Source organism: Streptomyces sp. NPDC048297 (assembly GCF_043201585.1).
GTDB lineage: Bacteria > Actinomycetota > Actinomycetes > Streptomycetales > Streptomycetaceae > Streptomyces.
Genome location: NZ_JBICZA010000030.1, coordinates 1 through 22,504 on the forward strand (window position 1 = coordinate 1; position 22,504 = coordinate 22,504).

17 protein-coding genes are annotated in these 22,504 nt (G+C 72.4%); 10 read left to right on the plus strand and 7 right to left on the minus strand.

Annotated features, from left to right (window positions below):
- Positions 1-500: 500 nt before the first annotated feature.
- From ACGFYV_RS27990 to ACGFYV_RS28000, 3 genes are read right to left on the minus strand one after another with little or no spacing between them, the layout of a single operon-like run.
- Entirely contained in the window at positions 501-1,130 is a 630-nt protein-coding gene (locus ACGFYV_RS27990; protein WP_393881259.1) for a TetR/AcrR family transcriptional regulator, read from the minus strand.
- A gap of 47 nt (positions 1,131-1,177) precedes the next feature.
- Positions 1,178-3,262: a YhgE/Pip family protein gene (locus ACGFYV_RS27995; protein ID WP_393881260.1), complete on the minus strand. Its 2,085-nt coding sequence runs from the start codon at positions 3,260-3,262 to the stop codon at positions 1,178-1,180.
- Positions 3,234-4,085, minus strand: a complete 852-nt coding sequence (locus ACGFYV_RS28000) for an ATP-binding cassette domain-containing protein (RefSeq protein WP_393881261.1) — start codon at positions 4,083-4,085, stop codon at positions 3,234-3,236. Before ACGFYV_RS28000 ends, ACGFYV_RS27995 begins: the two co-directional genes overlap by 29 nt.
- 160 nt (positions 4,086-4,245) lie before the next feature.
- On the opposite strand from ACGFYV_RS28000, the gene ACGFYV_RS28005 reads away from it, so the two are divergent.
- The 3 genes from ACGFYV_RS28005 (at position 4,246) to ACGFYV_RS28015 (ending at position 6,535) form a co-directional block, all read left to right on the plus strand.
- Positions 4,246-4,872, plus strand: coding sequence for an SAV_6107 family HEPN domain-containing protein (locus ACGFYV_RS28005; protein WP_393881262.1), 627 nt, complete (start codon positions 4,246-4,248; stop codon positions 4,870-4,872).
- 175 nt (positions 4,873-5,047) lie between these two features.
- Positions 5,048-5,872 (plus strand): class I SAM-dependent methyltransferase, encoded by an 825-nt coding sequence (locus tag ACGFYV_RS28010; RefSeq protein ID WP_393881263.1) that lies wholly within the window; start codon positions 5,048-5,050, stop codon positions 5,870-5,872.
- Between the two features lie 276 nt (positions 5,873-6,148).
- Positions 6,149-6,535: a DUF3040 domain-containing protein gene (locus ACGFYV_RS28015; RefSeq protein WP_393881264.1), complete on the plus strand. Its 387-nt coding sequence runs from the start codon at positions 6,149-6,151 to the stop codon at positions 6,533-6,535.
- 117 nt (positions 6,536-6,652) lie between these two features.
- Here ACGFYV_RS28015 and ACGFYV_RS28020 read toward each other — a convergent pair whose 3' ends face one another.
- The 4 genes from ACGFYV_RS28020 to ACGFYV_RS28035 all read right to left on the minus strand — a co-directional run bounded on the left by ACGFYV_RS28020 (position 6,653) and on the right by ACGFYV_RS28035 (position 12,325).
- Positions 6,653-9,049: a DUF3488 and DUF4129 domain-containing transglutaminase family protein gene (locus ACGFYV_RS28020; RefSeq protein WP_393881265.1), complete on the minus strand. Its 2,397-nt coding sequence runs from the start codon at positions 9,047-9,049 to the stop codon at positions 6,653-6,655.
- Entirely contained in the window at positions 9,046-10,437 is a 1,392-nt protein-coding gene (locus ACGFYV_RS28025) for a DUF58 domain-containing protein (protein ID WP_393881266.1), read from the minus strand. Before ACGFYV_RS28025 ends, ACGFYV_RS28020 begins: the two co-directional genes overlap by 4 nt.
- Positions 10,437-11,492 (minus strand): AAA family ATPase, encoded by a 1,056-nt coding sequence (locus tag ACGFYV_RS28030; RefSeq protein ID WP_393881267.1) that lies wholly within the window; start codon positions 11,490-11,492, stop codon positions 10,437-10,439. Before ACGFYV_RS28030 ends, ACGFYV_RS28025 begins: the two co-directional genes overlap by 1 nt.
- A 284-nt stretch (positions 11,493-11,776) precedes the next feature.
- On the minus strand, positions 11,777-12,325 hold the full coding sequence (locus tag ACGFYV_RS28035; RefSeq protein WP_393881268.1) for a beta-class carbonic anhydrase: 549 nt from the start codon (positions 12,323-12,325) through the stop codon (positions 11,777-11,779).
- A gap of 419 nt (positions 12,326-12,744) precedes the next feature.
- On the opposite strand from ACGFYV_RS28035, the gene rsmH reads away from it, so the two are divergent.
- The 7 genes from rsmH (at position 12,745) to murD (ending at position 22,464) form a co-directional block, all read left to right on the plus strand.
- Positions 12,745-13,701: a 16S rRNA (cytosine(1402)-N(4))-methyltransferase RsmH gene (gene rsmH, locus ACGFYV_RS28040; RefSeq protein ID WP_393881269.1), complete on the plus strand. Its 957-nt coding sequence runs from the start codon at positions 12,745-12,747 to the stop codon at positions 13,699-13,701.
- Between the two features lie 399 nt (positions 13,702-14,100).
- Complete coding sequence (locus ACGFYV_RS28045) at positions 14,101-14,754, plus strand: septum formation initiator family protein (protein WP_393881270.1); 654 nt, start codon at positions 14,101-14,103, stop codon at positions 14,752-14,754.
- A gap of 233 nt (positions 14,755-14,987) precedes the next feature.
- A complete protein-coding gene (locus tag ACGFYV_RS28050; protein WP_393881271.1) occupies positions 14,988-16,850 on the plus strand; it encodes a peptidoglycan D,D-transpeptidase FtsI family protein in 1,863 nt (620 codons plus the stop codon).
- 44 nt (positions 16,851-16,894) lie between these two features.
- Entirely contained in the window at positions 16,895-18,550 is a 1,656-nt protein-coding gene (locus tag ACGFYV_RS28055; RefSeq protein WP_393881272.1) for a UDP-N-acetylmuramoyl-L-alanyl-D-glutamate--2,6-diaminopimelate ligase, read from the plus strand.
- 4 nt (positions 18,551-18,554) lie between these two features.
- Entirely contained in the window at positions 18,555-19,970 is a 1,416-nt protein-coding gene (gene murF, locus ACGFYV_RS28060) for a UDP-N-acetylmuramoyl-tripeptide--D-alanyl-D-alanine ligase (protein WP_393881273.1), read from the plus strand.
- Positions 19,967-21,040 (plus strand): phospho-N-acetylmuramoyl-pentapeptide-transferase, encoded by a 1,074-nt coding sequence (mraY, locus tag ACGFYV_RS28065; RefSeq protein WP_393881274.1) that lies wholly within the window; start codon positions 19,967-19,969, stop codon positions 21,038-21,040. The genes murF and mraY overlap by 4 nt, the downstream gene beginning before the upstream one ends.
- Entirely contained in the window at positions 21,022-22,464 is a 1,443-nt protein-coding gene (gene murD / locus ACGFYV_RS28070; RefSeq protein WP_393881275.1) for a UDP-N-acetylmuramoyl-L-alanine--D-glutamate ligase, read from the plus strand. Before mraY ends, murD begins: the two co-directional genes overlap by 19 nt.
- Positions 22,465-22,504: the final 40 nt, after the last annotated feature.

Below are 22,504 nucleotides of genomic sequence, written 5' to 3' on the forward strand. Positions count from 1 at the left end.
GCCGCGGCGATCTGGCACAACCACAAGACTGGGCAGCCGGTCATGCGGTCCCTGATCGCCTACGACCACTGATCACATCGGAATGACTCGTCTAGGCGCCGAGATGAGTACCTGCGCGGATGGGCCCGTACCGGCGGGAACGGGAGAGTGGAGACACGGCAAGGGGGCGCGGCCCGGCACCGCCGGCACGGGGCGGCGGAACGGTGCCCGCCCGCCTGCCGCTCCTTCCGCCGACCCGTCGGCGGAAGCGAGGCACGGGGGACCCGGGGCAGACCACCACGGGGGACCATCGGGGGAGAACCGTACGTACGGCAAGCACGGGGGGACGTACGGGAGGCAGGTACGGGGGAAGAGGAAGGCGCCGGTCCGCGAGCGGGCCGGCGCCTTCCTCGTGCCCGGACGCGTGCTCGGACATATGCCCGATGCGGGCTTGGACGGATGCCAGGACGCATGCTCGGACGGATGCCGGGACGCGTGCTCGGTTGCCGGCCGCCCGGCGTTCAGGCCTTGCCGCTCACGCGTCCCTGGAGCAGCCGGGACAGGGCCGCGTGGACGTCGTCGAGGGAGCGCTCCGGCTGGAAGGACTGCCAGTCCAGGGCGGCCACCAGGACCATGCCGACCAGCGCGGCCGCCGTCAGCTGGACGTCGATCTCCTCGCTGAACTCGCCTGCCTCCACGCCGTCGCGCAGTACCCCCTCCACGACGGCGACGGCCTCCTGCCTGACCACCATCAGGGTCGACTGCCAGGCGCGGTTGGTGCGCCACAGCTCGGCCACGTACAGCTGGGTGAAGGCGGGGTAGCGGTCGATGAAGACCAGGCCCGCGCGGACCATGGCGTCCAGCGCGTCCACCTTGCTGCCGCCCTCGGTCGCGGTCCGCTCGGCCGCCTGTCGCAGGGAGGCGGTGAGCAGGCCCACGCCGTGCCGCAGCAGCTCCTCGAAGAGGACCGACTTGCTCGCGAAGTTGTAGTAGACCGTGCCCTTCGCGACCCCGGCCCGCTCCGCGATCTCGTCCACCGTGGTGGCGGAGAAGCCCTGCTCGGCGATGAGCGTGACGGCCGCCTCGTAGAGCTTCTGCCGGGTGGCCTCACGGCGCGTGCTGCCGCCGGACGTGGCGCTGCTGCTTTCCATGGACCCGATTCTCACAGGTACGCGCGCGTGCCGGGACTCCTTGGAGATCACAGGCTCAGCTCCGGATGCAGCCGGTCCAGCGTCCACACCTGGCGGCGCCGGGCCGCCAGCGCGGTGAGGGCGAGGGCACCCGCGGTGAACGCGGCCAGCACGGCGCAGGCCTGCCACACCGGTCCCAGCCCGCCGCCCGTGATCAGCCGGCGCAGGGCGTCCACGATGTGGCTCATCGGCAGGAACGGGTGGATCGCGTTGAAGAAGCCCGGACTGGTCTGCACCGGATACGTGCCGCCCGCCGAGGTCAGCTGGAGCATCAGCAGCGCCAGGACGAGAATCCGGCCCGCCGCGCCGAAGCGGGCGTTCAGCCACTGCACGATGGCCGCGAAGCACGCCGTGACCAGGAACAGGAAGCCGACCGTGCCGGCCGCCCGAGCCATCTGAAGCCCGAGTGCCCAGTGCAGGACGGACATCAGGGCGAGCGTCTGCAGCACGCCGACCGCGACCACCGGCAGCCAGCCCGCCAGCGCGATCCGCCAGGCGGACGAACCGGCCGCCAGGGCGCGCCGGTTGAGCGGCGGGATCAGCATGTAGGCGACCATCGCGCCCACCCACAGGGACAGCGGGATGAAGTACGGGGCGAACCCGGTGCCGTAGTCGGGCGCCTTGTGCAGGTCGTGGGAGGCCAGCTGGACCGGGTCGGACATGACGCCGGTGCGCCGGTCGCGGTCCCGCTCGTCGTAGTCGGGGATCTTCGCGGCGCCGTCGTGCAGACCGCCGGCCAGCTTCCCGGAGCCGTCGACCAGCTTGTAGATGCCGCCGTTGAGGGTCTGGGCGCCGGACTCGGCGGTGGCGATGCCCTTGTCCAGCTTGACCGCGCCCGTGTCGGCGGTGCCGAGGCCCGCGTGCAGCTTCTTCGCGCCGGCGGCGACCTTCGCCGCGCCGTCGTTCAGCTTGTTGATCTTCTTGACGGCGTCGTTCACGTCCTCGTGGAGGTGCGGCGCGCGCTCGGCGAGGGCGTCGGCCTGCTTTTGCAGCGTGCCGAGGTTGTCCCGCATCGTCTTGAGGTCGCCGTTCTGGTTGGCGACCAGGGTGTCGAGGTCGTCGGCGACGGCGGCCACGTCGGCGGCCGCCTGCTTGGCCCGCTTCAGGTCCGGGCAGGCCGGGTCGGGGATCGTCAGGGCCTCGCAGCGGGCCTTGTAGACCTCGGTCAGGACATCGGAGGAGGCGTGGGCCGTCTTGGCGGCGCCGGGCGCGAGCTTCACCATCACGTCGAGGTTGTCCTCGACCGTCTTCGCCGAGTCGGCGACCAGACGGGCCGTGTCCCCGATGGTCTTCTGGTTGTCCTTGAGGAACGGACCGGCCTTCGCGTAGACGCCGTTGACGCTGTCGGCGAGCGTCTGCGTGCCGTCCGCGACCTGTTGCGAGCCGTCCTCCAGGTCGGCCGCGCCCTTGTCGAGCTTCTTCAGTCCCTTGGAGAGCTTGCCGCTGCCCTTCTTGGCGTCCTTCAGGCCGTCGGCGAGGTCCTTGGAGCCCTTCTCCGCCTTGCCGATGCCGCCCTTGAGCCGGTCGGCCCCCTTGGCGGCCGTGACCGTCTTGTCGTGGATGGAGGAGAAGGAGACGAAGATCTTGTCCAGGAACGTGCGGGACGCCTTGGTGGACGCGGCCGAACGGACCTCGCTGAAGACCGTCCGCGAGATCTGGCCCACGATGTAGTTGTTCGCGTCGTTCGTACGCACCTGGAGCGCGCCGGTCCGCGGGGAGTCGCCCGAACTGGAGGCGATGCGCGCGCTGAAGTCGGCGGGCATCGTCAGCGACAGGTAGTAGGTGCCGTCCTCGACGCCCCGGCGGGCCTCGGCGTCGCTCACCTCGTGCCACTCGAAGGTCCGGCTGTCGCGCAGCCCGGCGACGATGTCGTCGCCGGCCGTGACCTTCTTCCCGTCGGCGGTCGCCCCCTTGTCGTCGTTCACCAGGGCGACCGGGATGCGGTCCAGGCGGCCGTACGGGTCCCAGAAGGACCACAGGTACAGGGCGCCGTAGAGCAGGGGCAGCACGAGCAGCGCGACCAGGGCGGCGCGCGGCACCCTGCCCCGCCCGAACCGCTTCAGCTCAAGGGCGGCGAGCCGGGGCGAGCGCATCGGCCTTCTCCTTCCGGTCCTGGTCCTGATCCTGGTCCTCGTCCTGGCCGGCGGGTTGGCCGGTGGGGTGGTCGGCGGACTGGTCAGTGGGGTGGTGGGTGGTGTGGCCGGTGGGTTGGCCGGTGGTCCGGTCGTCGGCGGGTCCCGTGCGGACGGTGACGCAGTCCTCGGGGGCGGTACGGCACACCGCCACGACCGTCGTCCCCGCGCGCGTGAGCGACCGCAGCAGGTCCCAGACCTCGGCGCGTTCGGCGTCCGAGAGCAACAGATCGGTGTCGTCGACCGCGAGCAGCCGGGGCCGGCCGACGAGGGCCAGGGCGATGGCCAGGCGCAGCGCCTCCAGCCGCTCCAGGTCCCGCACGGCCGTGCGGGATCCCTTGGGGAGCGTCTCCACGTCGAGTCCGGCGGCGGCCAGTGCCGCGTCGGCGCGCAGCCGTGCGTCGTACACGCGGTCGGTGCCCGGCCGCAGCACCTCGCGCAGCGAGTCGCCGAACCGGCGCTGCAGCAGGGCCCGCTCGCGCAGGTGCTCGCCGACGGTCAGGGCCGGCTCCAGGTCGGTCACGCCGGGCACGTTGGCCACGGCGCCGATCCGGCGCACGGCCGCCATCTGCCGGGGGAGCCGGAACTCGCCCACGGCGGCGGTGCCTTCGGTGGGCTTCATCCGTCCGGTGAGTGCGAGCAGCAGACACGTGCGGCCGGAGCCGGACGGTCCCTCGATCGCGATCAGCGCGCCGGGCTCCGCCTCGAAGGAGACGTCGCGGAAGGCCCACCCCCGCGGCCCCTTGAGCCCGAGGCCTGTCGCCGTCACGTCCACGCCGTTCATCGCCCCGCCCCTCCCCTATTTGAACTGACTGGTCAGTACAAAAATATGCCCGAACTGTCGATCGATGCAAAAGCCCAGGTCAGAACGGATTGTCAGTGGCATACCTCACGATGGGCACATACGGCACCCGTGCCGTCACCCAGACGACAGGAGGTTCGTCATGGCCAACCCCTCCGCAGCCGCCGCACGCCGGCACCGCGCCACCGGCCCTGCCCCCTCACTGACCGGCCCGGCGAGCGATGTGCACCCCGTGCTCCGCCGGGCCACGGCCCCGCCCGCAGCCCTCGACCTGCTCGCCCAGGCCCGCGCCGGACTGGACGAGGCCGCCGTCCTGGAAACACCCAACGAGCGCTATGCGACGGCCCACCTGGCCGCCCTGCGCACCGCCGCCGCCGTGCTCGCCGCCCGTGGCCGCCCCGAGACCTCGCCGCGCCGCCGGGCCCGCATCCGCAGCGCCTGGGAGGTACTCCCCGAGATCGCACCCGAACTGACCGAATGGAGCGCCCTGTTCGCCTCCGGCGCCGCCCGCCGGGCCCGCGCCGAGGCGGGCATCCCGGGCGCCGCCGGCCGGCGGGACGCCGACGACCTGATACGCGACGCCTCGATGTTCCTCCGCCTCGTCGAGCGGATGCTGGTGCTCCAGCCCGTACTGCCCCAGCCCCGCCAGGACACCGGCAGCACTGGCGGCGCCGGCAGCACCGGCGGTACTAGTGGCACTGGCGGCACCAGAGACGCAGCCGGGCCGGACGGCCCGAGAGCCCGCGACGCGCTCCCGGACGCGGGTTGACCCGTCCGCCGTGCGAGACGCATCGGTTCCCGCACCGGCGCGGTGACCAGGTACGGCGGCAGAGGCAATAGGGTGGAGACGCCTGCAGCCTCCTCGTCTCCCGGTTCCGGGCCGGGGAGGCACCCCGTTCGCGCCGCCGGGCAACAGGCGGTGCCGCGCCGAGGAGTCAACTGTCGTGTCGGACCCGATGCGCCCGCCCGTCGCCCACCAGCACCCGCATACGGCGTCGCTGCGCTCCGACCCTCGTCCGCGTGCCTCGCTCCGCACCGCCGTGGTCTGGGAGGTCCTCCAGGACGCCCTCGACCGCCGGGTCAAGGCCACGGGCCGGGAGTCGCTGGACGTCCTCGACACCGGCGGCGGCAGCGGCAACTTCGCCGTGCCCGTCGCCGGTCTCGGCCACCGCGTCACCGTCGTCGACCCCAGCCCGAACGCGCTGTTCGCGCTGGAGCGCCGCGCCGCCGAGGCCGGCGTGGCCGACCGGGTCAAGGGCGTCCAGGGCGACGCCCACGGCCTGTTCGACGTGGTCGAGCGCGGCGGCTACGACGTCGTGCTGTGCCACGGCGTCCTGGAGTACCTCGACGACCCCGCCGAGGGCGTGCGCAACGTGGTCGCCGCGCTGCGCTCCGAGGGCGTGCTCAGCCTGCTCGCCGCCGGACTCGGCGGTGCCGTGCTCGCCCGCGCCCTCGCCGGCCACTTCACCGAGGCCAAGCAGGCATTGGAGGACCCCGACGGCCGCTGGGGCGCCGGTGACCCGGTCCCGCACCGCTTCACCGCCGGGCAGCTCACCGCGCTGGTCGAGGGCGCGGGCCTGACGGCCGGCGCCGTCCACGGCGTGCGGGTCTTCGCCGACCTCGTGCCCGGCGTCCTGGTGGACACCGAGCCGGGCGCCCTCGACGCCCTGCTGAAGCTGGAGGCCGCCGCGGCCGAGCTGCCGGCGTTCCACTCCGTCGCCACCCAGATCCATGTGCTCGGTGAGACGCGGGGTGCCGCACAGGCCTGAGGGGCCCCCGAGACCCGCCGCTGATCAGGGGCTTGGCAGCAGATGGAGTACGCCACAAGCCCCCCGAACGAGGGGTTTGCGCCGTATGATCGAGGTACACCACCCGGCATGACGGGTCGGCCGCCGGGGAATGGAAGCCTCAGCGAGCCGGGACCGTCATGACGGATTCCGGTTGGCCAATTGGCGTAGAGGGGCGGGTTTCACGGGGGCGATTCCCTGCCTATCCTGAAGGGACCCCCCGGGTCGCCCCGGCGACTGCACGATGAGGAGGACTCCGTGCCGCTCTCGGAGCACGAGCAGCGCATGCTCGAGCAAATGGAGCGAGCGCTGTACGCCGAAGATCCGAAGTTCGCGTCAGCGCTTGAGGGAAACGGGCTGCGGACGTACACCCGGCGGCGGGTCTACCAGGCGGCCGCGGGTTTCCTTGTCGGTATCGCGCTCCTCATGACCGGTATGGCCCTGCAGCAGATCTGGGTCAGTGTGGTCGGCTTCCTGGTCATGCTCGGCTGTGCCGTACTCGCCGTCACGGGCTGGCGCAAGGCGCCCAAGCCAGGTGAACAGCCCGCCGGCGGCCCCGCCCGCGGGCAGGTACGGCAGAAGCGTTCGATGATGGACCGGATCGAGCAGCGCTGGCAGCGCCGCCGGGACGAACAGGGGCGCTGAGCGCCCGCCGCTCCGCGCCCACCCGAACGACATCAGACACCCGTGAGGGACATCAGACACCCATGAGGGGTGACCACCGGCCGGTGGTCACCCCTCATGCGTACGGTCGCGCGCGGCTCAGCCCCGCTGGCGCGACGGCCTGCCCGATGGCCTTCGCAGAGTCGGCCGGGCCCCCGCGACGCGGGTTCTGAGGGCCGCCCACCGGGCCGACACCGCCCACAGTGCCCGTACCGCCGAGCGCGGTGCGAACAGCGCACGCAGCCGGGCCCGCCGGCTCACCGAGGCGTTCAGCGCGGCGATCACCTGGCGCACGTCCCCCGCCAGACCCGCCACCGGACGCGGCCGGGGCGCGTACAGCACCTGCTCCAGCGCCTGGGCCACCCGGTGCACCACGGCCCCGGACGCCGCATCGAGATGCCCGAGATCGACGATCCGCTCCGCCGCCCTGCGCGGCGTCTGCGACTCGTCCGGCACGATGCCCACGTCCCAGGCGCTGTCGGTCAGCTCCAGCCAGGCCGCCAGCGTGTGCGCCGCCGCACCCTCCTCGGTCCGGTCGTGTCCGCCGAGGCGCACGGATCGCACCCTGGCCCGCCACAGCATCGGCGACAGCGGGACGGCGAGGACGACCAGCGCCCCGAGCCCGATCAGCAGGGCCCACAATCCGCCCGGCGTACCACCGCCGCTGTGCGCCACCGGTGCCGCGGACGGGCTGGCGCACATGTCCAGCCGGCGCATCCGGCTCGTGCAGTCGTCGCTCGCGGAGGGCTCCGCCGAGGACGTCGCGTTCGAGCCGTGGGACGGCAGCGTCTCGTCCGGCTGCGCGTTGCCGGGCGTGTCCTGCTGGGTGTACGCCGGAGCGGTGCCGCGGGTCGGCGTCGGCTCGAAGCGGGTCCAGCCCACGCCCTCGAAGTACAGCTCGGGCCAGGCGTGGGCGTCCTTCAGGCTCACCGACACCGAACCGTCCCCCTGCGGGGTGCCGGGCGCGAAACCCACCGCGACCCGGGCCGGGATGCCCAGCGTGCGGGCCATCGCGGCCATCGCGAACGAGAAGTGGACGCAGAAGCCCTGCTTCTTCTCCAGGAACGTCGCGATGGCGTCGGGGCCGGTGCCCACCTTGACCTGGGTGTCGTACTGGAAGCCGCCGTCGACGGCGAAGTAGTCCTGGAGCTTGACCGCCTCCTCGTAGTGGTTCGCCGAACCGGAGGTGACCTCCCTGGCGGTGCGGGCCACCACCGCGGGCAGGCCGGACGGCACCTTGGTGTACTCGCGCCGCAGGGCCGCCGACGGCTCCGGTGCCGCGGCCAGTTGCTCCGCACTGGGCTGCACGTCCAGGCTGGCGACCACGTAGCGCCGGCCACGCGTGTCCTGGCCGCGGTCACCCACGAGCGTCATCCCGACGGGCTCGTACCGCCAGCTGCCGCCGATCCGCACGTCGGCCGGCGGGTACGGCATCGGCAGCCAGGCCTGCGCGTACCAGTCGGCCGCCGTGATCGTCGTGCTCACGACGGTGCGCCGGACGTCCGCGCCGAGGCCCGCGGGCGTGGGGAGGACGTCCGGCACGTCGACGACGGGGCGCCGGGACGCCTTCCAGGTGGTGCCGTCGAAGTCGTCCAGGGAGACGATCCGCATGTACATGCCCGACAGGTCGGTCGCCGTGGTCCGCAGGTTCAGCACCTGCCGGTCGTTCTCCACGTTCAGGCTGTCGCGCAACGACACCAGGAGGTTGACCGCGGAGGGTCCGCTGCCGGGGCCGTCGCCCGGACCGATGCCCGTCCCCGTCTTCTCCAGCAGGCCGCCCTGCATCGCGGGCAGGGCGAGCGGCACCATCAGCGCGACACCGAGGGCGACCGCGCCGATCCGGCGTCCGGTGCGCACCGGCGCCACCGCACCGCCCTCCCGGGCGCCCGGGGCGAGGGGCGCGCCGCCGAAGACACGGCCCCACCGCGCCAGCCGGTCCCGGCCCTCGGCGAGCAGCAGCATCAGATAGCCGGCCGCCGCGACCAGGAACCACAGCCAGTCGGCGGCGCCGTCGGCCAGCCCCGCGGCCACCGAGTACAGCGCCAGCAGCGGCAGCCCGGCCGGGGCCGCGCTGCGGAAGGTCACCGCGATGGTGTCGACCAGCAGATGGATGACCAGGACACCGCCGATCAGCAGCAGTTTGATGCCGTCGGTGAGCGGTGCCGGTATGGCGTACCGGCTGACGTCGTCCGAGCCCTGGTGCAGCAGGTCGCCGAAGTACCGCAGCGCGTCCGGGCCGGGGAGCAGCCCGACGACGGCCTGCTCCCGGGCGAAGACCAGTGTCAGCAGCATCAGCGTGACCAGGGCCTGGGCCGCCACGGTCAGCGGCCGTGCCAGCGGCACCCGCCGGGCCGCCGCGCCCACGCCCGTCTGGACGGCCACCAGCAGGACCGCCTGGACCAGCCAGGTGGGCTGGGCGACCAGGGGCAGCAGGGCGCACGAGGCCATCAGCGTCGCCGCGGCGGCGCACAGCGCCAGTCGTGCCCGCCCGCTCACCGCGGAGCCTTTCCGCTCATCCCCGTGTCTCCCCGTGCCTCCCCGCCCAGCGCGGCCAGACCCGAACGCTCCCGGTCCGCCTGCCGCCACAGCTCGTCCGGCGAGGCGCCGCGCGGCACGCCGACCACCGTCCAGCCGGCCTCGCGCAGCATGCGCAGCCGCTCCTCGTACGGGTCGCCCGCGGGCGGCACGTCGGCCGCCTCCCGCGTCCAGACGCCGGGATCCAGGACGAAGGCGACCGCACCGCCGCTGCGCTGGCGCATCTTGGCCACCCCGGCGGCCTGTTCCTCGTCGAGGTCGCCCAGGAAGGCGACCAGCAGCCCCTCGTTCCCGCCGCGCAGCACGTCGTAGGCGCGGGACAGGCCCGTGCCGTCGGAGTGGTCGATCACCGCGAGGGTGTCCATCATCAGTCCGGCCGCGTCCGCGGTCTCCGGGCCCGAGCCCGCGAACCCGTCGGATCCCTCGCCGGGCACCGAGCTGCCACTGTCCGTCAGCAGGCGCACCGAGAAGCCGCGTTCGAGCATGTGCACCAGGACCGAGGCGGTGCCGGAGACGGCCCACTCGAAGGCGGAGTCGGGGCCCGCGCCCTCGTAGGCGATGCCCCGGGTGTCCAGCAGTACCGTGCAGCGGGAGCGGCGGGGCTGCTCCTCGCGGCGCACCATCAGCTCGCCGTAGCGCGCCGTGGACCGCCAGTGGACCCGGCGCAGGTCGTCGCCGTGCCGGTAGCCGCGCGGGATCACGTCGTCCTCGCCGGCCAGGGCGAGCGAGCGCTGCCGCCCGTCGCCGTAGCCCTTGGCCTCGCCGCTGAAGCGGACCGGGGACAGCGGATGCACGCGCGGGACGACCGTCAGGGTGTCGTGCGCCGAGAAGGAGCGGGTCAGTTCGCACATCCCGAACGGGTCGCTCAGCCGCAGCTGGAGCGGGCCGAGCGGATAGCGGCCGCGCAGGTCCGAACGGACCCGGTAGGACACCTCGCGGCTGCCGCCCGGCTCGACCCGGTCCAGCACGAAGCGGGGCCGCGGCCCGAGGACGTAGGGCACCCGGTCCTGGAGCATCAGCAGTCCGGTGGGCAGCCGGGAGACGTTGTCCATCCGCAGATGGACCCGGGCCTCGCTGCCGGCGGGCACGCGCGCGGGGGAGAGCCGGCGGCTGCCGGCCACCTGGTAGCGGGTGCGGTAGAGCACGGCGGCGCAGAGCAGGGGCAGCACGGCGAGCAGCAGGCCGACCCGCAGCAGGTCGCTCTGGCCCAGGACGTACGCGCAGACGGCCGCGGCGATCCCGGCCGCCAGGAAGGAACGGCCGCGGGTGGTCAGCCCGGCCAGCGCGGTACGGACACCGCCCGCCTCGCCCCGGTCGGCCGCCGGCTCGCCCGTCCCCCCGGCGCTCATCACCGACCCCGCGGCGGCTGCTGGGGATAGGCCGGACCGCCCCGGCCGAGCCCGCCCGAGCCGTGCCCGCCCAGGCCGCTGTGCTGCTGCGGGGCCTGGGGCACCGGGGTGCGCTGCAGGATCTCCAGCACGACCTGCTCGGCCGTGCGGCGGTTGAGCTGGGCCTGGGCGGTGGGCAGCAGCCGGTGGGCGAGGACCCCGACGGCGAGTGCCTGGATGTCGTCCGGCAGCGCGTACTCCCGGCCGCCGAGGGCGGCCGTGGCCTTGGCCGCGCGCAGCAGGTGCAGCGTCGCGCGCGGGGAGGCGCCGAGTCTGAGGTCGGGGTGGTCACGGGTGGCCGAGACCAGCTGGACCGCGTACCGCCGGACCGCCTCCGAGACGTGCACCCCGCGCACCGCCTCGATCAGCTTCACGATCTCGTGCGCGTGCGCCACCGGCTGGAGGTCCTCCAGCGGGCTGACCCCGCCGTGGACGTCGAGCATCTGCAGCTCGGCCTCCACACTCGGGTAGCCGACGGAGACCCGGGCCATGAAGCGGTCGCGCTGGGCCTCGGGCAGCGGGTAGGTGCCCTCCATCTCGACCGGGTTCTGGGTGGCCACCACCATGAACGGGCTGGGCAGTTCGTAGGTCTGCCCGTCGATGGTGACCTGCCGCTCCTCCAGGGACTCCAGCAGTGCGGACTGCGTTTTCGGCGAGGCGCGGTTGATCTCGTCGCCGATCACGATCTGCGCGAAGATGGCGCCCGGCTTGAACTCGAAGTCCCGGCGCTGCTGGTCCCAGATGGACACACCGGTGATGTCCGAAGGCAGCAGGTCGGGCGTGAACTGGATGCGCCGCACCGAGCAGTCGATGGACTTCGCCAGCGCCTTGGCGAGCATCGTCTTGCCCACTCCGGGGACATCCTCGATCAACAGGTGTCCCTCGGCGAGCAGTACGGTCAGCGCGAGCCGTACGACCTCGGGCTTGCCCTCGATCACGCCCTCCACCGACCCGCGGATGCGCTCCGCCGTGCCGGTCAGTTCAGTGAGGCTCGCACGATCGTCATAGGTCGTCACCCGGCCCTCCTCGGCCCGTTATTGCTCGGGCCGACGCGCTGTGACGCGAAACCGGCCCACCCCGAAACACGGGCACCGCGCGGAAAAAGTTCCGCGCGACACCGCACACCCCGCATTCTTGCCGCCGTTACCGATTCGTGTCACTCGCCTGTGGACAACTGCCCGCAGGATGTCGGTCTTACGGTCTTATCGACTGCATTTTCGATACGGGGATTCGGCGAGACGGTGCGACGTGTCTGTGCCTAGCCTGTGCTTTGCCTGTGCCGGGGTGGGCCGACGGAGGTTCAGGAAGGGTCGATCTCGCGGAGCAGACCGTCGCGGACGTCGAAGACGAAGCCGCGCACGTCGTCGGTGTGCAGCAGGAACGGCGAGGTGCGCACGCGCTGCATGGACTGCCGTACGTCCTGGTCGACGTCCCGGAAGGACTCCACCGCCCACGCGGGGCGCTGGCCGACCTCCATCTCCAGCTCGTGCCGGAATTCCTCGGTGAGGGACTCCAGACCGCACCCGGTGTGGTGGATCAGCACCACGCTGCGGGTGCCGAGCGCCCGCTGGCTGATGGTCAGGGAGCGGATCACGTCGTCGGTGACGACGCCGCCCGCGTTACGGATGGTGTGACAGTCACCCAGGTCGAGGCCGAGTGCGGCGTGCAGGTCGAGCCGGGCGTCCATACAGGCCACGACGGCGACGTGCAGGACGGGGCGAGCGTCCATGCCGGGGTCGGTGAAGGCGGCGGCATACCGCTCGTTGGCCTCGACCAGTCGGTCGGTCACGGTGCCGCCGCGCGTTATGGCGCCTTCGGAACCAGTGGGAGCTGCTGCGGAAGTCGTCATGGTGACGACGTTACTGGTCACCTTCGCGCTCGGCCTGCTGTGAGAGTGGACAAAGAACGTCATCATGGCTTGTTGTGAGGTAACCCACACGAAGGGCAAACCTGATCCGGACGGGTGAATCCCTTCGAATTGCGGCTCCGGCCGGGATGCGGTACGCGACGCGCAGGCCGGTTGATTGACCGCGAGACACGGTGGACTAAAGTGACGCGAAGCGGGAGGCGTGGCTCTCCCTGCTGGTGAAATCCCCGGAGACCCCGGCACCCGCCCGGACCGTCTCCCCGCGTGCGCGGCGCGTACGTACGGCTCGGCCTCCTCCCACTCCCGGTCGGCTGACGCTTCCGGCGCCGGCAGGCCTTCGGGTCACAGAGCGGACGGGGACCCGGCGGTGCGTACGGCCCGCTCTGTACTGAGAGGCCCCCTTGAGCCAGAGTCGACACGTCCCGGTGATGCTCCAGCGGTGTCTGGACCTGCTGGCGCCCGCCCTGCGGCGCCCGGGAGCGGTGGTCGTCGACTGCACCCTCGGCCTCGGCGGACACAGCGAGGCGCTGCTGACCCAGTTCCCCGAGGCACGGCTCGTCGCCCTCGACCGGGACAAGGAGGCGCTGCGCCTCTCGGGCGAGCGGCTCGCCCCCTTCGGCGACCGCGCCACCCTCGTGCACGCCGTCTACGACGAACTGCCCGAGGTGCTGGACCGGCTCGGCATCCCGCGCGTGCAGGGCGTCCTGTTCGACCTCGGGGTCTCCTCCATGCAGCTGGACGAGGCCGACCGCGGCTTCGCCTACGCCCAGGACGCCCCCCTGGACATGCGCATGGACCAGACGGCCGGGATCAGCGCGGCCGAGGTCCTCAACACCTACCCGGCCGGCGAACTGGTGCGGATCCTGCGCGCGTACGGCGAGGAGAAGCAGGCCAAGCGCATCGTCTCGGCCATCGTCCGCGAGCGCGAGAAGGAGCCGTTCAGCAACAGCGCGCGGCTCGTCGAGCTGATCCGGGACTCCCTGCCGCAGGCCGCCAAGCGCACCGGCGGCAACCCGGCCAAGCGCACCTTCCAGGCGCTGCGCATCGAGGTGAACGGCGAACTGTCCGTCCTGGAGCGGGCGATCCCGGCGGCCGTGAAGGCCATCGACGTCGGCGGCCGGATCGCCGTGCTGTCGTACCACTCGCTCGAGGACCGGCTGGTGAAGCAGGTCTTCGCCGCCGGCGCCGCGAACACCGCCCCGCCCGGACTGCCCGTCGTGCCCGAGCGGTACCAGCCCCGGCTCAAGCTGCTCACGCGCGGTGCCGAACTTCCCACCGAGGAAGAGATCGCCGAGAACCGCCGGGCCGCCCCGGCCAGGCTGCGCGGCGCCGAGCGGATCAGGGAGGACGCCGAGTGAGCGAGCGGGGTGGGCCGCGCCTCCGGATCCTCCCGGGGGCCGCTGAAACCTTCTGGGGGGCGGCTGGGGCCCGCTCGGGGGTTGCTGGGACCCGCGCAGGGGCTGCTGAGACCCGCTTGGGGGCGGCTGAGGCCCGTCCGGGGGTTGCTGGGATCCGCTCGGGGGTTGCTGAGGCCCGTTCGGGGGTTGCTGAGGCCCGTCAGGGGGTTGCTGGGACCCGTTCGGGGGTTGCTGAGGCCCGCTCGGGGGTTGCTGAGGCCCGCTCGGGGGCTGCCGAGACCCGCGCAGGGGCTGCCGAGACCCGCTCGGGGGTTGCCGGGACCCGCGCAGGGGCCGCCGGGACCCGCCCGGGGGCCTCTCGCACGCTTCGGAGGGCCGGCGAGACTCCCCGGAGGGCCAGTGACTAGGAAACCCGAACTGAGGGGGAGGGCGGCCCGGCTCGCCCGGCTCTTCCCGGCAGGACGCGCCCAGGCGGCCCGCACCCCGTTCGTGCTCCTTGTCGTCCTGCTCCTCGGCGGGGGCCTCATCGGACTGCTGGTGCTGAACTCCGCGCTCAGCGAAGGCTCGTTCCAGCTCGACGACCTGCAGAAACGGACGAAGAGCCTCACCGACGAGGAGCAGGCCCTCCAGCGGGACATCGACGCCTTCTCGTCCCCCGACGCCCTCCAGCGGCGCGCCCGCGAACTCGGCATGGTCCCCGGCGGCGACCCCGCCTTCCTCGGCCCCGGCGGCACCGTCAAGGGCGTACCGAGCGCGGCTCCAAGGTCCGCCAGGCTCACCGGGCCGCTCGCCCCCGAGGCCATGACCCCGGGCGCGAGCCCCGCCACGAATCCCTCGACGGTCTCGCTCGCCCCGTCGGGTCCGTCGGCCCCGTACTCCCCGGGCGCGTCGTCCGCGCCGGCCGCCGGGTCCGCCTCGTCCGCGCCCTCCGCGGGAACGGCCGCCACCTCCACCTCCACGCCCGCGCTCTCGGCGCCGGCCACCGCGCCTGGCGCGGCCGCGCCTCCGCTGTCTACCCTCCAGACCGCCCCCACCCAGACCCCCGGCAGGTGACGGAAGTGTCCGACAGGGAACCGCCGCGCCGCCGCGTGCCACGGCCCGCCCAGCCGTCCCCGAACGCCCGGCGCCGCCCGGAACGGGGTGCGGAACGAGGTCCGGAAAGGAACTCGGAGCGGGGCTCTGAACGGGGCTCGGAGCGAAGTGCGCAGCGGAGTCCGGACCGGGGAGGGGCCCCGCGCCCGCGGGGCGACGCGCGCCGCCGACCGGGTCCGGGCAGCGCGCGTCCGGTGCGCCGCCCGGCCGGTGCCCGGCCCGCGGCCCCGCCCGTCCTCCGGCTCGGCAGCCCCCGGCCCCGCCTGCGCATGGTCAGCCTGGCGTTCACGCTGGTCCTGATCGCCTTCGTCGTCCGGCTGCTCCAGGTCCAGGCCGTGGACGCGAGCACGTACACCGCGAAGGCCGAACAGAACCGCTACGTCGTGCACACCCTCGCCGCCGAACGCGGCGGCATCACCGACCGCAACGGAGTGGCCCTCGCCGTCAGCGAGGACGCCTACGACATCACGGCCGACCCCATGATGTTCGCCCGCGAGCAGCTGAAGGTCGACGACGGACCCGAGCAGGCCGCCGCGCTGCTCGCCCCGATCCTCGGCCAGGACCAGGCCGCGATCGTCGCCGAGCTCCGGCCGAAGAACAAGGAGTCGCGCTACGCCAAGCTCGCCTCCCGGCAGACCCCGCAGGTCTGGAAGCAGATCAAGGACCTGAAGGCCGCGCTCGCCAAGAAGGCCGAGACCGACCGCACCGCCGTCAACGTCCTCGCCGGCGTCTTCGCCGACCCCAGCAGCCAGCGCGTGTACCCGGGCGGCGACCTCGCCGCCGGAGTCCTGGGCTGGGTCAACGCCGAGGGCAAGGGCGGCGGCGGCATCGAGCAGTCGCTGAACAAGCTGCTGGCCGGCAAGGACGGCAAGATCCGCTACGCCCAGTCGGGCGGCCGTGAGGTGCCCACCGCGGGCTCGACCGAGACGCCCGCCGTGTCCGGCTCGGACGTCGAGCTGACCATCGACCGCGACATCCAGTGGGCCGCGCAGAACGCCATCACCCAGCAGGTGAAGAAGTCCCGGGCGGACCGCGGCTACGTCATCGTCCAGGACACCCGCACCGGCCAGATCCTGGCCATGGCCAACTCGCCCGGCTTCGACCCGAACGACCTGACGAAGGCCCGCTCCGAGGCCATGGGCAACGCGGCCCTGCAGGACGCGTACGAGCCCGGCTCCACCGCCAAGGTCATGTCGATGGCGGCCGTGCTGGAGGAGAACGCCGCCACCCCGCTCACCCATGTCGTCGTACCGAACCGGCTGCACCGCGGCGACCGGCTCTTCCAGGACGACGTCGACCACATCACCTGGAACCTCACCCTCAACGGCGTGCTCGCCAGGTCCAGCAACATCGGCACGATCCTCGCCACCGGCCAGCTCGGCAAGATCCAGCCCGAGGCCAACCAGGTCCTCTACGCCTACCTGCGCAAGTTCGGCATCGGCGGCTACACCGGGCTCGGCTTCCCCGGCGAGACCCCGGGCATCCTCGCGCCCGCCGCGAAGTGGTCCACGTCGCAGCAGTACACGATCCCTTTCGGCCAGGGCTTCTCCATCAACGCCATGCAGGCCGCCTCCGTGTACTCGACGATCGCCAACGGCGGCGTCCGCGTCGAGCCGACGCTGGTGCGCGGCACCGAGGGCGCCGACGGCCGCTTCACGCCCGCGCAGCAGCCGAAGAAGACCCGCGTGGTCAGTGAGAAGACGGCCCGGAGCCTCGCCCAGATGCTGGAGTCCGTCGTGGACGACGAGCAGGGCACCGGCATCAAGGCCCGCATCCCCGGCTACCGGGTCGCGGGCAAGACCGGCACGGCCAACCGTGTGGATCCGGCCACCGGCCGGTACCACGGCTACACCTCGTCGTTCGCCGGATTCGCCCCCGCGGACAACCCCCGTGTCACCGTCTACTGCGCCATCCAGAACGCCACGTCCGGCAACTACTACGGCGGCCAGATCTGCGGCCCGATCTACAAGCAGGTGATGGAGTTCGCCCTGAAGACCCTCCAGGTACCGCCGACCGGCGCGAAGCCCGCGAACCTGCCCGTCGACTACAAGCCCTGATGCCAGCCCTGATCAGCTCCCCGGAAAGACCCAGGAACGAACTCGTGACAACGATCACCCCGAAACCCGGGAACCAGGGCGCCCCGAGCCCCTCTTTTCGCCCCGCACCGGGTGCGCCCGGTACGCTCACCGCCGTGCCACACGCTGATCAGTCCCCCATCACCCAGAAGGGCGCTTCCGTGACATATCCGGGGCCGCCGCGACCGGTTCAGACCTCCGCCACACCCCTTGCGGAACTGGCCGATCAGCTGGGTGCCGACGCGCCTCAGAGCCCCGCCGAGGTCACGGGAATCACCCACGACTCGCGCGCCGTCCGCCCCGGTGACCTGTACGCCGCCCTCCCGGGCGCCCGCCTGCACGGCGCCGACTTCGTCACCCAGGCCGCCGGCCTCGGCGCGGCGGCCGTGCTCACCGACCCGACCGGCGCCGAGCGCGCCGCCGCGACCGGGCTGCCGGTCCTGGTCGTCGACGACCCGCGCGCGCGGATGGGTGAACTGGCGGCGACGATCTACGGCCGCCCCGGCCGGGACCTGCTCCAGATCGGCATCACCGGCACCTCGGGCAAGACCACCACCGCCTACCTGGTGGAGGGCGGCCTGAAGACCACCCGCGCCACCGGTCTCATCGGCACCGTCGAGATGCGCATCGGCGAGGAGCGCATCAAGTCCGAGCGCACCACCCCCGAAGCCACCGACCTGCAGGCCCTGTTCGCCGTCATGCGCGAGCGCGGCGTCGAGGCGGTCGCCATGGAGGTCTCCAGCCACGCCCTGGTCCTCGGCCGGGTCGACGGCTGCGTCTTCGACATCGCCGTCTTCACCAACCTCAGCCCGGAACACATGGAGTTCCACTCCGACATGGAGGACTACTACCGGGCCAAGGCGGCGCTGTTCACGCCGGAGCGCAGCAGGTTCGGCGTGCTCAACGCCGACGACGAGTACGGCCGCAGGCTCGCGAAGGAGGCGACCGTCCCGCTCGTCACCTTCTCCGCCGAGGGGCACCCCGACGCCGACTGGCGCGCCGAGGACGTGGAGATCGGCCCCATGGGCTCGACGTTCACCGCCGTCGGCCCCGGCGGCGAGCGGGTGCGGGCCAGGTCGCCGCTGCCCGGCCCCTTCAACGTGGCGAACACCCTCGCCGCCCTCGTCGCCCTCGCCGCGGCCGGCCTCGACCCGCAGGAGGCCGCCGACGGCATCGCCGCCGTCCCGGGCGTCCCGGGCCGTCTGGAGCGTGTGGACGCCGGGCAGCCCTACCTCGCGGTCGTCGACTACGCGCACAAGACCGACGCGGTCGAGTCGGTGCTCAAGGCGCTGCGCAAGGTCACCAAGGGCCACCTGCACGTCGTCCTCGGCTGCGGCGGCGACCGGGACACGACCAAGCGCGCCCCGATGGGCGCCGCCGTGGCCCGGCTCTCCGACACGGCCGTACTGACCTCCGACAACCCCCGCTCCGAAGACCCCCTCGCGATCCTCGCGGCCATGCTCCAGGGCGCGGCCTCCGTGCCCGCGCACGAGCGCGGCGAGGTGCTCCTCTTCGAGGACCGGGCCGCCGCCATCGCGGCAGCCGTGGGCCGCGCGGGACCAGGCGACACCGTGCTGGTCGCCGGAAAGGGCCACGAGCAGGGCCAGGACATCGCCGGCGTGGTCCGTCCCTTCGACGACCGCCAGGTGCTTCGCGAAGCTATCCAGCAGACCCAGGGATGAACTTGTGATCGCCCTCTCCCTCGCCGAGATCGCAGCTGTCATCGGCGGGCAGACACACGACATACCGGATCCGTCCGTGAACGTCACGGGACCGGTCGTCCGGGACTCCCGAGAGGTGGTTCCCGGCAGCCTGTTCGCCGCCTTCGTCGGCGAGCGGGTGGACGGCCACGACTACGCGGCGGCCGTCGTGGAGGCGGGCGCGGTCGCCGTACTGGCGTCGCGCCCCGTCGGCGTGCCCGCGATCGTCGTCGAGGACGTCCAGGCCGCCCTCGGCGCCCTCGCCCGCCATGTCGTCCAGCGGCTCGGTGCGACCCTCGTCGCGCTGACCGGCTCGGCCGGCAAGACCAGCACCAAGGACCTCATTGCCCAGGTGCTGCGGAGCAAGGCGCCGACCGTGTTCACGCCCGGCTCGCTCAACAACGAGATCGGGCTGCCGCTGACGGCCCTGTCCGCCACCGAGGAGACGAAGTTCCTCGTGCTGGAGATGGGCGCCCGTGGCATCGGCCACATCCGCTACCTCGCCGGCCTCACCCCGCCGAAGGTCGGGCTGGTCCTCAACGTCGGCAGCGCCCACATCGGCGAGTTCGGCGGCCGGGAGCAGATCGCCCAGGCGAAGGGGGAGCTGGTCGAGTCGCTGCCCGCGGCGCAGGACGGCGGAGCGGCGATCCTGAACGCGGACGACCCGCTGGTGCGCGAGATGGCCTCCCGTACCAAGGCGAAGGTGGTCCTTTTCGGAGAGTCGGCCGAAGCGGACGTACGCGCCGAGAACGTGCGACTCACGGACAGCGGACAGCCCTGCTTCAGGCTTCACACACCCTCCGGTGCAAGCGATGTGACCATGCGCCTGTACGGTGAGCACCACGTGTCGAACGCGCTCGCCGCGGCCGCCGTCGCTCATGAGCTGGGCATGTCCGCAGCCGAGATCGCCACCGCGCTCTCCGGGGCGGGATCCCTCTCCCGCTGGCGCATGGAGGTTACGGAGCGCCCGGACGGCGTGACCATCGTCAACGACGCCTACAACGCAAACCCCGAGTCCATGCGGGCCGCCCTGCGGGCGCTCGCGGCCATGGGCAAGGGGCGCCGCACGTGGGCGGTGCTCGGCAAGATGGCCGAGCTGGGGGACGAGGCGCTCGCCGAGCACGACGCCGTCGGACGGCTCGCCGTCCGGCTCAACGTCAGCAAGCTCGTCGCGGTCGGGGGGATTGAGGCCTCCTGGCTGCAACTGGGCGCATATAACGAGGGTTCGTGGGGTGAGGAGTCGGTGCACGTGTCCGACGCACAGGCGGCGGTCGACCTGTTGCGCAGCGAGTTGCGCCCGGGGGACGTCGTCCTCGTGAAGGCGTCCCGTTCGGTGGGGCTCGAAGGCGTCGCCCAGGCGCTCGTCGAGACCGGTGCCGAGGGTGAGGTTGCCGCCCGATGATGAAGCAGATCCTGTTCTCGGGAGTCATTGGCCTCTTCCTGACGCTGATCGGCACTCCGCTGCTGATCAAGCTGCTGGCCCGCAAGGGCTACGGCCAGTACATCCGTGACGACGGCCCGCGCGAGCACGCCAGCAAGCGCGGTACGCCCACCATGGGCGGTATCGCCTTCATCCTGGCGACGATCGCCGCGTACTTCCTGAGCAAGCTCATCACCGGCTACCCCCCGACCTACTCCGGACTACTGGTCCTCGGCCTGATGTTCGGCATGGGCCTGGTCGGCTTCCTGGACGACTACATCAAGATCGTCAAGCGTCGTTCGCTGGGTCTGCGGGCCAAGGCGAAGATGGCGGGCCAGCTGATCGTCGGCATCGGCTTCGCGGTGCTCTCGCTGCAGTTCGCCGACGCCCGGGGCAACACCCCGGCCTCCACCAAGCTGTCGTTCATCACGGACTTCGGCTGGTCCATCGGCCCGGTGCTGTTCGTCGTCTGGGCGCTGTTCATGATCCTGGCGATGTCGAACGGCGTGAACCTCACCGACGGTCTGGACGGCCTCGCCACCGGCGCCTCCGTCCTCGTCTTCGGCGCCTACACGTTCATCGGCGTCTGGCAGTTCCAGGAGTCCTGCGCCAACGCGGGCACCCTGACCAACCCGGCCGCCTGCTACGAGGTGCGCGACCCGCTGGACCTCGCCGTGGTCGCCTCCGCCCTGATGGGTGCCTGCCTGGGCTTCCTGTGGTGGAACACCTCGCCGGCGAAGATCTTCATGGGCGACACCGGTTCGCTCGCGCTCGGTGGTGTCCTCACGGGCCTGGCCATCCTCTCCCGCACGGAGCTGCTGGTGGCCATCATGGGCGGCCTGTTCGTCCTCATCACCATGTCGGTCGTCATCCAGGTAGGCTCGTTCCGGCTCACCGGGAAGCGTGTCTTCCGGATGGCACCACTCCAGCACCACTTCGAACTCAAGGGCTGGTCCGAAGTCCTGGTCGTGGTCCGCTTCTGGATCATCCAGGGAATCTGTGTGATCGTCGGACTGGGCCTCTTCTACGCAGGATGGGCAGCGGACAAGTGACCTCCTCGGTGCCTTCCGAGTCCTCCGGATTCCAGGGCAAGCACGTCACCGTCGCCGGGCTCGGCGTCTCCGGCGTCCCGGCGGCCAAGGTGCTGCACGCGCGCGGGGCGATCGTCACGGTCGTCAACGACGGCGACGACGCACGCGCGCGTGAGCAGGCCGCGGAGCTGGAGGCGCTCGGCATCACCGTGCGCCTCGGCGACGGGGCGACGCTTCCCGAGGGCACCGAGCTGATCGTCACCGCGCCCGGCTGGAAGCCGGACAAGCCGCTGTTCACGGCGGCGGCCGAGGCGGGCGTGCCGATCTGGGGCGACGTCGAGCTGGCCTGGCGCCTGCGCGGCCCGGACGCGGCCCCCTGGCTGGCCGTGACCGGTACCAACGGCAAGACCACCACCGTCCAGATGCTGGCGTCCATCCTGAAGGCCGCGGGCCTCAGGACGGCCGCCGTCGGCAACATCGGCGTCTCGGTGCTGGACGCGGTCCTCGGCGACACGGAGTACGACGTCCTCGCCGTCGAGCTGTCCAGCTACCAGCTCCACTGGGCGCCCTCCCTGCGCGCCCACTCCGGCGCCGTGCTGAACCTCGCCCCGGACCACCTCGACTGGCACGGCTCCATGGAGGCGTACGCCGCCGACAAGGGCCGTATCTACGAAGGAAATCGGGTCGCCTGCGTCTACAACGTGGCCGACAAGCGCACCGAGGACCTGGTGCGCGAGGCCGACGTCGAAGAGGGCTGCAGGGCCGTCGGGTTCACGCTCGGCGCCCCCGCGCCCTCCCAACTCGGCGTCGTGGACGGCATCCTGGTCGACCGCGCCTTCGTGGAGAACCGGCACAAGAACGCGCAGGAGCTGGCCGAGGTCGGCGACGTCAACCCGCCGGCACCGCACAACATCGCCAACGCCCTTGCCGCGGCGGCCCTCGCGCGTTCCTTCGGGGTGCCCGCCACGGCCGTCCGTGACGGTCTGCGGGCCTTTAGGCCCGACGCCCACCGCATCGCCCACGTCGCGGACATCGACGAGGTGGCCTACGTGGACGACTCCAAGGCCACCAACACCCATGCCGCGGAAGCCTCGTTGGCGGCATATGAGTCGATCGTATGGATTGCGGGCGGTCTGGCGAAGGGCGCCGTCTTCGACGAGCTGGTCGCCGCGTCGGCGAAGCGGCTTCGCGGGGCGGTCCTGATCGGCGCCGACCGCGCGCTGATCCGCGAGGCCCTCGCGCGACACGCCCCGGAAGTACCCGTCGTCGACCTCGACCGGACCGACACTGGGGCGATGCTCCAGGCGGTGACGGAGGCGAAGAAGCTCGCGCGGCCCGGCGACACGGTGCTCCTGGCCCCGGCCTGTGCCTCGATGGACATGTTCACCAACTACAACCAGCGCGGTGACGCGTTCGCGGCGGCGGTCCGCGAACTCGGCGCCTGACCCCGGCCGCCCGCCGGGCGGATCTTGGGAGGGACGCGTG